This is a genomic window from Janthinobacterium salmonicoloratum (assembly GCF_051380845.1).
Lineage (GTDB): Bacteria > Pseudomonadota > Gammaproteobacteria > Burkholderiales > Burkholderiaceae_D > Janthinobacterium > Janthinobacterium lividum_F.
Genome location: NZ_JBNYXV010000002.1, coordinates 683085 through 694624, shown reverse-complemented (window position 1 = coordinate 694624; position 11540 = coordinate 683085). Strand labels below are relative to the sequence as shown.

Genomic DNA, 11540 nt, shown 5'->3' with positions numbered 1-11540 from the left:
GCTCGGAAAGGCACGCGATGTTCACACAAGGCAGCTGGCTCAATCCACCGGAAACATGGTCCGCCGACGGCGCGCAATTGCGCGTGACGACGGATGCCAGTACGGATTTCTGGCGCAAGACCTCGTATGGTTTTATCCGCGACAACGGCCACTTTTTCGGCACTGACATCGATGGCGATTTCACGGCGCAGTTGCACGTGGCGGCACAGTACGCGTCGCTGTATGACCAGGCCGGCATGATGGTGCGCATCGACGAACAAAACTGGATCAAATGCGGTGTCGAATTTTCCGACGGCCAGCTGCTGCTGAGCAGCGTATTAACCTTGGACAAATCGGATTGGTCCGTCAGCATCGCCCCCGCCATGCCGGACGGTTTCTGGCTGCGCGTGACGGTGGCGCAAGGCGTGATCCGGGTGCAGTATTCCACCGATAGCCAGTGCTGGCCGTTGCTGCGCCTGGCGCCGTTTCCCACGGCATCGCGCTACCTGGTCGGCCCCATGTGTTGCACACCGGAACGTGGTGGCCTAGAAGTGGTTTTTTCGCAGTTTTCCATCGCTCCGGCGCAGCAAAAAGACTTGCATGATTTGAGTTAAATTAAACCACCCACGTTTCGTGCAGATGGCGCCACAGCAGGGCGCCAGTGGGTGTTTTGTCATACACCACGGTCGACAGGCGCTCGGTGTTTTCTCCACCCGGCAGCGACTGGCATTCGCGGTAGGACACGATGGCGCCGGCCGCGCTTTCCTGGATGAAAACGAGGTCGGAAAGCCGCATCTGCAGGCCCGGACGGCTGCCGCCGGCAGCGCGGAAAAACGTTGTCAAGCCGGCGTGATCGAGCTGCTTGCCACCAGGCGCCACCATCGTGAAATCGGGTGAAAAACGCGCCAGCAAATTAGCGCAATGTTCCGGCGCCGTGGCTGCGCCCGAAAGCCACTCGCGGATCAGCACATGCGTGGACAACACGTCGTCAAAATACGGATTCATTGCATTCATTTTTTTGCTACTCCATGCTGATGTAAAAGGTCGAGAACGGCGCGGTTGTCGATGCGCATGCACAGCGCCAAAGGCAGTACGCACGAGGCGGCGGCCAGCGCAAAACACCAGTGGAAAACCTGCGCCGCACGCAGGTGCCGGGCCGGGTCATCCAGCGAGGCTATGCCCTGCGCCGCCAGCAAGCCATTGAGTAGTACGCTGAGTAGCGCCACGCCCAGGCAAAAGCCCAGCTGGCGGTTGATATTCCACACGGCGCTGGCCTGGCTCAATTGCGCGTCCGGCGTGCGCAAAAAGGCCGTGCTTTGCGCCGTGCTGCTGCACAAGCCGCCGCCAAAACCCATCACGGCATACGCGCCGGCCAGCCAGAATAATTGACCCGCAGAGTCCACCCGCAGCAGCATCAGCATGCCCGCCGCCTGCAGCAGGGCGCCAGCGATGAACAGGGGTTGCGGACCCACGCGGCGATAGCTTTTACCGGTCAGCGAAATGGCCGCAAACGAGGCCAGCGCCCACGGCAGCATCAGCGCGCCGGCCGTCGACGCCGAAATGCCCAGCACGCCCTGCAGGTACAGCATGGCCAGCAGGCTCACGCCCATGAAGACGCCAGGCACCAGCAAATACATCAGCATGGCAATGCGCAGCAGGGGTTCGGCCGCCAGGCGCAGGTTGAGCAGCGGCGTGGATTTGCGCAGCGCGCCGCGCACGTAGCCCCATGTGCAGGCGGCGCCCAGCGCCAGCACGGTGCCGCCGGCCAGCAGCTCACCCGGCGTACCCAGCATGGTCAGGCCCAGCAATAGCAGCAAAATCGCCGTGCTGCCCGCCAGCAGGCCGCTCACGTCGAGGCGGGGAACGGCCCCGCGAGGCGGGTCGGGACGCAGCCAGCAGGCGGCCAGCAGCAGCGCCAGCGCGGCAAACGGCACGTTCAAATAAAAGATCCAGCGCCACGACAGGCTGTCGACGATCACGCCGCCCAGAGCAGGCGACAGGGCGGGCGCCAGCAAGCCCACCAGCATGATGACGGAGGACAGGCCGGGGCGCTCGGCAGGCTGGTACAACTGATAGGTCATGCTTTGCCCCAGCGGAATGAGCAAGCCGCCGCCCAGGCCCTGCACGCAGCGCCAGATAATCAGCGTCTCGATCGAGGGTGCCAGGCCAGCGCCGATGCTGGCGCATAAAAAAGTTAGCAACGATGCCATGAACACGGTTTTGCTGCCATAATAGGCAGCCAGCCAGGCGCTGGCCGGGATGACGATGGTTAGGCCGAGGATGTAGGCGGTGCTGGTCCAGGCCAGCTGCGCCACCGAGGCGTGCAAGGCATGGCCGATGTCGGGGTAGGCGACGCTGGTGATGAACATGTTGATCAGGTCGACGAAAAAACCCAGCAGATAGATGGCCGCGACCTTTTTGCGATAGTCCATGGTGCTCCGAATGGCAAACCGCCAGCTTAAGCGCCCGACGTCATTTGCGTAACGGGCCAGCCCCGATTACACTGTCAAACAAATTTTGACAAACTCTTGAAAACCGCATGTCTACTTACTCTTCATCATGATCAGTCTTGACCGCCTGGGTATTTTTATCGCCATCGTCGATGCCGGTTCGCTGACGGCGGCCGCCGCCGTGCTGGGCCAGAGCAAGGCCGTCGTCAGTTTTAACTTGAAGCAGCTGGAGGCGGAGCTGGGCGTGTCGCTGCTCACGCGCAGCACGCGCAGCCTGGCGCTGACCGACGTGGGGCGGCGTTTTTACGAAGATTGCCAGCGCGTGCTGAGCGAAGCGCAGGGCGCCATCGAGACGGCGCGCCAGGGACACCAAGGCTTGCGCGGCACCCTGCGCCTGACCACCACCGTCGAATACGGCAGCCGCACGGTGATCCCCGCGCTGATCGCCTTCGCCGCCGCCCACCCGCAGTTGCAGATCCAGCATTCCTCGTCGTCGTCGCATGAAGACCTGATCTCGGGCGGCTACGACCTGGCCATCCGCATGGGTTCCCTCAACGATTCGAGCTACCGCGCCGCGCTGATCGAGCCGTATGCGATCTGGCCCATCGCCTCGCCCGCCTACCTGGCCAGCCTGCCCGGCAGGGACATCGCCACCTTGCCCGACTTGCAGCGCGCGCGCTGGCTGGCGCACAGCCGCCTCGCTTCGCCCCTGCGCTGGGATGTGCAGACGCCGGACGGCCCCGCCGCCTTCACCGCGCAGGACGAGGCCGCCATCCATTCCGATTCCGCCTCGGCCCTGCTGGGCTTTGCCCTGGGCGGCTGCGGTGTGGCCCTGCTGCCGCAATGGCAGGTGGAAGGGGAAGTGCGCGCGGGACGCCTGCGCCGCCTGCTGCCCGACGTCGTCTTCCCGGAACAGGGCGTGTATGCCGTGTATCCGAACACCCAGCATATTGCGGAAAAGGTACGCGCCTTTATCGACTTTTTGCACGCGTTCGTGGGCACGCCCGCCTGAGGTTTCACGTGGCGCCACGGCATCCATATCACGTCGTCAATATTTGTTGAACACAACGATTTCCAAGGGGCAAACGAGCGCCCCTTTCGCCTGGCACGGCCTACACTGGAAGGACGTTGTTCACCGATTGGAGATCATCATGGCACATACATTGGCAGCAGTTTTCGCACTGCGCGACATGGCTGAGCGCGCCCGGCACGACCTGATCACGGCTGGCTTTCCCGGCGCCAGCATTCGCCTGCACGATGCGGGCAGTGATGAATTTTCCGCCACGGAAAATATCCGTCGCGACGATAGCGACAGTCTGCTCGACAACATCAAGCATTTCTTTACGGACCTGTTCGGCAGCCACGCCGACCGCCACATCTATGCGGAAGCCGTGCGGCGCGGGCATGTCGTGCTAACCCTGGAAGGCGCGAGCGACGCCGATATCCAGCGCGCCACCGACCTCGTCGAGCGCTATGCGCCGCTCGACATCGATGCGCACGCCGACCACTGGCGCACCGGCGGCTGGCAAGGCGCGCCGCAAAGCGACAGCGCGATGCGTCAGGGCGCCAGCATGCAGTCAAGTGCGCCATCGCAGCAGGGCACGTCCGCCGGCAACCTGAACGAAGCGGCGGCAAGGTCGCAGCAATTTGCGGGTGGCATGCCGCCGCCGTCCAGCACAGGCACTAACGCGCGCCGCTATCCCGGCGCCGACAACCTGCCAGGCACCAGCTACGACGACGAGCAGTATTACCGCAACCACTGGAGTAGCCAGTATGCGTCCAGCGGCGCGCGCTTCGATGACTACGATCCCGCCTACCGCTATGGCCATTCTATGGCTGGCAGCAACAGCTACCGGGGGCAAAGCTGGGAGCAGGTCGAGCTTGAACTGCGCAGCAACTGGGAACACACGTATCCCCAGTCGGCATGGGACGACTTCAAGGCAGCCGTCAAGCATGGCTGGGAACGCGTAACGTCCTGACGCGCGAAGAGGGGGATAACTCCCCCTCAGCGCCCCTCTTGCGTCAACTGCAGGAAGTGGTTCAGGATATGAAAGTGGTCTTCGAAGAACTGCTCTTCCATGGCCGGCAGCGAGGCCACTGGCACCCACTGCGCCAGCGCCGCATCGTCGGCCGCCTTCACGGCCGGCAGCTGGCGCGTCTTCAAGTCAAAATAATGCGCATGCGTGATGGTGCGTCCGCGCTGGCTGCGATCCGGATGGTCGAACACGGCCACGCCGACCAGCGCCTCGACCAGGGTGGGCGCCAGCACGCCCAGCTGGGTTTCTTCCGCCAGCTCGCGCAGGGCGCCCTGCAGCAGGCGTTCGCGCGGTTCCAGAAAGCCGCCAGGCAAGGCCCATAAACCCTTGCCCGGATAGCCGCCGCGGCGCACGAGCAAGACGTGGCCGCCCGTCTGCACCAGCGCATCGACAGTGCAAAAGATGGGCGCATACGGCGCCGCGCGCCAGCGCGCCTTGTACGCTTCGATGGCGCGGTATTCCTGCACCAGCGGCGCGTACCACGGCAATAAAGTCCACGCTTTTAAATACTGGCCGATGGCCGCCGGCAGCAGCTGCGCCACGGCGCTCAGCGACACATCGACGTCTTCGGCTTCGAACAGCACGTTGCGGATCGCCGTCGCGCCAATCGGTGCACCAGGATCTATCTCCAGATTGAATAACTGCCAGTGCGGGAAGTGGTGCAGGTAGTAACTGGTGGCGTCCTTGAAGCAGGCCACCAGGGTGACGCGCTGCGCCGCGGGCACCGCGCCTGCCACGGCGCGCCGCACGGCGTCGGCCCACAGGCCATCGTCGTAGTAATCGCGCACGGCCACGTAATGCACGCGCGCGCGCTGCGCCTCGGGCAGGGTGGCCGCGATCATGGCGGCCCGCTCCTGCCACGTAAACGGGTTCTTCGGGCTGCGCGCATGGAAGGCGGAGCCGAGCACCACCACTACCTGGGCGGCGGTCGTCAGCGCCGACTGCAGCAAGCCGGCATGCCCATTGTGAAAAGGCTGGAAGCGGCCGATCAGGATGGCCGCGTCGGCGGAATAGGTGAGGGTCATGCGTCGTCTCCGGTGGGGTAGTGGGCGGCGATCGGCAATTGGCGCCCACTGCCAAAGGCGCGCGAACGCACGCGGATGATGGGCGCCGCCTGGCGCCGTTTGTATTCGTTGCGGGCGACCATGCCGAGGATGCGCGTCACCAGCGCCCGGCCCTCGTCCGTCTCGCGCAGCTGGTCGACCAGGGTCAGCGCTTGCGCGCTTTCGGCCGCTGGCAGGCGGCGCCCTTCGATATGCCACTTCAAGATTTCATCGAGCACGGGATACGGCGGCAAGCTGTCCGTGTCGCGCTGGCCCGGCGCCAGTTCCGCCGACGGGGGTTTATCGAGCACGGCGGCGGGGATCAGTTCGCGCCCGGCGCTGGTATTGATATGACGCGACAGGGCAAAGACCTCGGTCTTGTACAAGTCGCCGATCAGCCCCAGGCCGCCGTTCGTGTCGCCGTACAGGGTGCAATAGCCGACTGAGATTTCGCTCTTGTTGCCGGTGGTGAGCAGCAGGGCGCCGAACGCATTCGAGTATTCCATCAGGATCGTGCCGCGTACCCTGGCCTGCAGGTTTTCCAGCGGCAGTCCTTGCAACTTGCCGTCGAAAGCTTGGGCGTAACCGGCTTCGTATTGCGCCACGATGTCGCGAATGGCATGCGTGTACAGGGCGATGCCGAGGTTGGCGCACAGGGCGACGGAATCGGTGACGGAGCCGGCGCTGGAAAAGACGGACGGCATGGTGATGGCCACGACGTTGTCGGCGCCCAGCGCTTCGACGGCCAAGGCCAGGGTCAGCGCCGAATCGATGCCGCCCGAGCAGCCGACGACGACTTTTGTAAAACGGCAGCGGCGCGCATAGTCGCGCAAACCCAGCACGATCTGGCGCCGCGCAAATTCCACGGCGGGGATGCCTTCCGGGTCGGGCACGGGGAAGGGCTGGCCATCGGACTGCGCGAAACGGCCATCAGCAAAACGCAGCAATTGAAAATCTTCGACGAAGCGGGCCGCCTCGAATTGCAGGCCCACGGTGGGCGAGATGGCGAACGAGGCGCCGTCGAAGACGAGTTGGTCCTGGCCGCCCACCTGGTTGACGAAGAGCAGGGGCAGATTGACGCGCGCGCAGGCGGCGCCAAACACGGCGTGGCGCTGCGCGCGCTTGCCGATGTCGGACGGGCTGGCATTGATGCTGACGACCAGGTCGGGCCGCGCCGCGTGCAGCGCCTCGAAGGGGTTGACGGCGTAGGCGCGGCCATCGTCGTTCCAGCCATCCTCGCAAATCATGAAGCCGACCTTGCAGCCCGCGATATGCAATGTGCAGGCGCCGGGCGGGCCCGGCTCGAAATGGCGGCCCTCATCGAAGATGCCGTACGTCGGCAGCAGCTGCTTGTAGTATTCGGCCACGATGCGCCCGTCGCGGATGGCCAGCAAGGCGTTGTACAGGGGCTTGCCGACGCCAGGATTCGACCGCGCCGTGCCGATGACGGTGACCAGCGCCGGCCAGCGCGTGGATGCCTGCAGCAGCTTATCCAGCGCCTGCTGCATGTCGCGCAGGAAGGCGACATCTTCGAACAGGTCACCCGGGTAATACGCGCACAGCGACAGTTCGGGACACAAGAGCAGGTCGGCGCCATCGCTGCTGGCGCGGCCCATGCGCGCGATGATGGCGGCGACATTGGCGTCGAAGTCGCCCACGGTGGGATTCATCTGGGCGAGGGCGATGGTCAGCATGGTGATCCTTCATTGATTACGCTTGAAACCACTATCCTGCCTGAAAACGTTTCTGATGGTACTGATGCAATCGTGCAAGCCTGCCGCTCAGGGTGCTACAAGGTCTTGAGCCAGGCCCGCAAGCGCGTGCGCGCATTCGCATATGGCGACGAGGTATTGAACTGGATCATGCGCCCCATCGTGTAATGCGTGTACCAGGGCTGGCCATACAGTTGCGCATCATCATGGCTTTCGATCAGCGCCAGCAGCTGGTTTTTCGCCTGTTCCAGGCGCTGCTGCAAGTCTTCCATGCTCAGCTCAGCATAGTCTGCATAGAAGCGCTGCGCCAGTTTCCCAAGAGCGTTCCACGTGAAACCTTCGGCGGGAAAGGCGATGTCCTCGATGCGTTTACCGTCGCGCAGCTGCGCGTGCCAGTGCAAGACCAGCTCGTTCCAGCCCACCAGGTACGCAAGCAGATCGCACACGCTCATGCGCGTACCCGCCACTTGTCCTTCCAGCACGGGATCGCGCGCCAGCGCCGGCGGCACGCGCGCCAGCTCCTGCGCCAGTTTCGCATACGTGGTGCTAATCGCCTCGACCAGTTCCTGCTTGCTGTTGGGGATCGCCATCACGCCGCCCGGCTCACCGGCAAGCCGGCCGCCTGCCAGTCGTCGTAGCCGCTGCCCAGGCGGCGCGCATGCAAGCCGTGCAGGCGCAAGGCCGCCACGGCTTGCACGGACAGCACGCAATACGGGCCGCGGCAATAGGCGGCGATGTCCTGGTTAGCGGGCAGCTCGGCCAGGCGGCGCTGCAAGTCATCAAAAGGAATATTGATCGCACCGGGCAAGTGGCCAGCGGCGAATTCCTGCGCGGGACGCACGTCGAGCACGGTGATGCTGGCCTCGTGCATGCGTTCCAGCAACTCGTCGCCCGTGAGCGCTTCCACGTGGTCACCCCGGCCCAGCGCCTGCAACTCGCTGCGCTGATGCTGTGCATACACGTCCAGCGCAGCCAGCAGTTGCACGATGGGGCCGCTACCGAGACGGTACAGCACGCGCTTGCCATCGCGCCGCGCCTGCACGAAACCGGCGCGCCGCAACTGCTGCAAATGCTGGGACGTATTCGCCACGGACAGGCCCGTCAACTCCACCAGCTGCTCCACCGCATATTCGCCGTGCGCGATCTGCTCAAGCAGGCGCAGGCGCGGCGCGCTGCCTAAAATATGGGCAAAGCCGGCGGAACCGGTGAGAAATTCAATATCGGCATTTTTCATTGACACGATGCTAGCACCCTTATAACATTCAAGCAATCAATTGAATGATATAGGATGACAGCGATGCAAATACTCTGGCTTGATGCCTTGGCGATCGGCATGGGCGCGACGGCGGTGATGGATGTGTGGGCGGTGGCCTTGAAGCGCTTCTGGTGCATTCCCTCGCTGAACTTTGCGATGGTGGGGCGCTGGCTCGGCCATTTGCCGCGCGGCACCGTCACCCACGTCAACATCGCCCAGGCGGCGCCCGTGCGTGATGAAGCGATCCTGGGCTGGACCGCCCACTACCTCATCGGTGTGCTGTTTGCGGCCGTGCTGCTGGCGCTGGTGGGGCAGGAGTGGGTGCAACAGCCGACCTTCGCGCCGGCCCTGCTGGCGGGCCTCGTGAGCGTGGCCGCGCCGTTTTGCATCTTGCAGCCGGGCATGGGCGCCGGCCTGGCCGCCAGCAAGACGCCGCATCCGACGGCCGCCCGCCTGCGCAGCCTGATGGCGCACACGGCGTTCGGCATCGGCCTGTACCTGGCGGCGCTGCTGTGGTCGACCGTGCGTTAAGACGTCAGCGGCGGCACGGCTGCGGGCGCCAGCGCAACGGCTGATATGGCCGGCGCCTCGGGCTGGGCCGGTCCGCTGCTCAGCACCATGGTGCTGGGCTTGGCGATCGCAATATGCGCCTCGTCCAGGCGCTTGAGCAGTTCGAACAGCAGCGCGCTGCGGATGCCCGACGTCAGGCGCGGCGACGAGGCAAAGCCGGTAGCGTTGAATAGCAGATAGCCATTGTCGATACCGTCGAGCTGCACGCTGGGCGCCGGCGTGTCGAGCACGTCGGGATTGTCGACAAAGGCGGACAGGATCAGCGCACGCGCCGCCTGCGCATCCGTGCCCAGCGGCAGCGGCAGCTTGACCTGCACCAGCCCCAGGGGATTGGCCAGGGTAACGTTGCGCACCGTCTTGGTGATGAATTCCGAGTTCGGCACGATCACCGTCGAGCGGTCGCCCAGTTGAATTTCCGTGGCGCGCACATTGATGCGGCGAATGTCGCCCTCCACGCCGCCGAGAGACACCCAGTCGCCCACCTTGACGGGGCGCTCGGCCAATAAAATCAGGCCGGACACGAAGTTCTGCACCACCGCCTGCAAGCCGAAACCGATACCCACCGACAAGGCCGACGCCACCCACGCGATGCGTTCCAGGCCGATGCCCGCCGCCGACAGGGCCAGTGCCACGGCCAGCACGCCGCCGATATAGCCGAACAGGGTGATGAATGACACTTGCATGCCGGAATCGAGATTGGTGGTCGGCAAATAACTGTTTTGCAACCAGCGCTTGAACAGGCCAAGCGCGACAAAACCAACGAGCAGCACCAGCAGGGCCTGGATCAGCGCGGCAGGGCGGATCGCCACTTCGCCGATGGCCAGGCCATCCTGCAGCTTGCCGACCCGCTGGAACAGTTCGCCCGGACCTTCGCCGAACGGCGCCAGCAGCAGCATCAGGGCCAGCAGCACGACGATGGCGCGGCCGATGCCCGACAGCAGCACGGCCGCCTGGTCGCGCGCCTTGGGCGTGGCCAGCACGGGATTAACGGCATCCGGCGGCGGCGGCGTCGAGGCCAGCAACATGCAGACATCGTCGACCAGCACCGTCAGCAGATAGGTGCTGCACACCACCACGATGACCCAGGCGATTTGCTTGGCGACAAAGCTGCCAAAGGCCACATAACCGATCAGCAAGCTGATGACGCTGGACGCCAGCGCCAGCCACAGCAGCACCGTGACGCAGCGCAGCCACAGCGGCGTGACCAGGGTGGCGGGATCGGCCTCGCGCAACTGGCGCCAGCAGCGCTCGGCGCGCATCAAGCCGTAGGCGAGGGTCGTGCTCATCACCAGGGCGACGATGCAATTGACGGCCACGGCCGTGGACAGGCCCGCGTTGATGACGATGGTGACCCGCTCCGTCGCCCATACGAGCACGACGATGAAGGAAAACATCGACGGGAAGTTGCGCATGCGGTGCGCCAGCGCGTCGGGCAGGGGCAGCAGACGCCACGACACGCGCCGTGGCGACAGCAGAGCGTGGCCGAGTCCCGCCGTGAAACCGGCAAAACAGATGATGCCGATCAAGCTGCTCAGGAAAGTCGAGGTTTTTTCGGACAGGCCGCCCTCCCAGCGCAGCCCCATGGCCAGCAATTCCGCCACCAGGCCCGGCGTGGCCAGCGCCAGCACCAGCACGGCCAGCGCATGCAGCGAGCGGCGCAAGCGGCCATGCGGCACGCGCGTGGACGTGACCACCAGCAAATAGCGCGAAGCCCAGACGCTGGCGCCGATCACCGCCACGATAGCGGCCAGCAAGCCGCCCCAGGCCGACCACGGCGTGGCGCCTGCCGCATTCGCCAATTCCAGCTCCAGCGCCCGCAGACGCTGCAGATTCTGCGGCAACTCGGCATGCAACTGCGTCCAGAACGAGCCGGCCAAAATCGAGGCCGTGCGTTCGCCCAGGCGCGCCTGCAACTGCGCGCGGCGCGCGGTCGACACTTGCTCCGACGCCTGCGTCGCTTCCACGGCCAGCAGGCGCGCCAGCTTTACCTGCGCATCGAGCGCGCTGCTGGTGCGGTCCAGCTGGCTGCGCTGCGCCGCCACGTCGGGGGCATCTTTCGTGCCCGCCGCCGGCTTGCCCAGCTCGGCGAGCCGCGCCTGCACGCTGGACAGGGTGGGCGCGAGCGCATCGGCCACCTTGTCCGCCTCGGCGCTGGCCGCCAGCGCATCGGCACGCATCTGCGACAGGGTCGCGTCATCGAGCTCCGCCTCGCCATCGAGCGCCTTCTGGATACTGGTGATCTGCTTGCGCAAGCCATCGAGGCGCTGGTCGGCCGTGGCGGCGTCATCGACGGGCTGCGACCAGGCGGGCGGCGCAGATAGCGAGCACGCCAATAGCAGCGCCAGCAGGAAGGGGAAGAAACGGAGACGGAAAGAAGTCATGCGGACCTATGGCTGAAAATGAGAAAAACGGCCGGATTGGCAGCGGCGCCGGTCATGGCGTGCTGCCCGGCGGGTGCCTGCCAATATAGCTGAAAACACGCGCAAGCCGCAGGA

At 65.0% G+C, this 11540-nt stretch carries 11 protein-coding genes; 4 read left to right on the top strand and 7 right to left on the bottom strand.

The annotated features are described in order from the left end of the window. Positions 1–17: 17 nt before the first annotated feature. The gene (locus tag ACQ4WY_RS16310; protein WP_436504926.1) at positions 18–593 is read left to right on the top strand and encodes a DUF1349 domain-containing protein; all 576 of its coding nucleotides are present in this window, start codon (positions 18–20) and stop codon (positions 591–593) included. 1 nt (position 594) lies between these two features. Here the strand turns inward: ACQ4WY_RS16310 and ACQ4WY_RS16305 are convergent, their stop codons facing one another. Both ACQ4WY_RS16305 and ACQ4WY_RS16300 read right to left on the bottom strand, forming a co-directional pair. After that, a complete protein-coding gene (locus ACQ4WY_RS16305; RefSeq protein WP_436504925.1) occupies positions 595–993 on the bottom strand; it encodes a DUF4440 domain-containing protein in 399 nt (132 codons plus the stop codon). Beyond that, entirely contained in the window at positions 990–2411 is a 1422-nt protein-coding gene (locus ACQ4WY_RS16300) for an MFS transporter (RefSeq protein WP_436504924.1), read from the bottom strand. The genes ACQ4WY_RS16305 and ACQ4WY_RS16300 overlap by 4 nt, the downstream gene beginning before the upstream one ends. Positions 2412–2538: 127 nt before the next feature. Here ACQ4WY_RS16300 and ACQ4WY_RS16295 point away from each other — a divergent pair, with 127 nt between their 5' ends. Both ACQ4WY_RS16295 and ACQ4WY_RS16290 read left to right on the top strand, forming a co-directional pair. Then, on the top strand, positions 2539–3441 hold the full coding sequence (locus ACQ4WY_RS16295; protein WP_436504923.1) for a LysR family transcriptional regulator: 903 nt from the start codon (positions 2539–2541) through the stop codon (positions 3439–3441). Between the two features lie 139 nt (positions 3442–3580). Further along, positions 3581–4408: a hypothetical protein gene (locus tag ACQ4WY_RS16290; protein ID WP_436504922.1), complete on the top strand. Its 828-nt coding sequence runs from the start codon at positions 3581–3583 to the stop codon at positions 4406–4408. Between the two features lie 26 nt (positions 4409–4434). On the opposite strand, the gene ACQ4WY_RS16285 is transcribed toward ACQ4WY_RS16290, so the two are convergent. The 4 genes from ACQ4WY_RS16285 to ACQ4WY_RS16270 all read right to left on the bottom strand — a co-directional run bounded on the left by ACQ4WY_RS16285 (position 4435) and on the right by ACQ4WY_RS16270 (position 8454). Continuing rightward, entirely contained in the window at positions 4435–5490 is a 1056-nt protein-coding gene (locus ACQ4WY_RS16285) for a bifunctional nicotinamide-nucleotide adenylyltransferase/Nudix hydroxylase (RefSeq protein ID WP_436504921.1), read from the bottom strand. Next, positions 5487–7202, bottom strand: a complete 1716-nt coding sequence (locus ACQ4WY_RS16280) for an NAD+ synthase (protein ID WP_436504920.1) — start codon at positions 7200–7202, stop codon at positions 5487–5489. The genes ACQ4WY_RS16285 and ACQ4WY_RS16280 overlap by 4 nt, the downstream gene beginning before the upstream one ends. A 95-nt stretch (positions 7203–7297) precedes the next feature. Next, positions 7298–7810, bottom strand: coding sequence for a ClbS/DfsB family four-helix bundle protein (locus tag ACQ4WY_RS16275; RefSeq protein ID WP_436504919.1), 513 nt, complete (start codon positions 7808–7810; stop codon positions 7298–7300). Beyond that, positions 7810–8454, bottom strand: a complete 645-nt coding sequence (locus ACQ4WY_RS16270; RefSeq protein WP_436504918.1) for an ArsR/SmtB family transcription factor — start codon at positions 8452–8454, stop codon at positions 7810–7812. The genes ACQ4WY_RS16275 and ACQ4WY_RS16270 overlap by 1 nt, the downstream gene beginning before the upstream one ends. 63 nt (positions 8455–8517) lie before the next feature. Between ACQ4WY_RS16270 and ACQ4WY_RS16265 the strand changes: the two genes are divergently transcribed. Next, positions 8518–9006, top strand: coding sequence for a DUF2938 domain-containing protein (locus ACQ4WY_RS16265; RefSeq protein WP_436504917.1), 489 nt, complete (start codon positions 8518–8520; stop codon positions 9004–9006). Here ACQ4WY_RS16265 and ACQ4WY_RS16260 read toward each other — a convergent pair. Continuing rightward, positions 9003–11426, bottom strand: a complete 2424-nt coding sequence (locus ACQ4WY_RS16260) for a DUF3772 domain-containing protein (protein ID WP_436504916.1) — start codon at positions 11424–11426, stop codon at positions 9003–9005. The two genes, ACQ4WY_RS16265 and ACQ4WY_RS16260, sit on opposite strands and share 4 nt — an antisense overlap. Positions 11427–11540 lie beyond the last annotated feature (114 nt).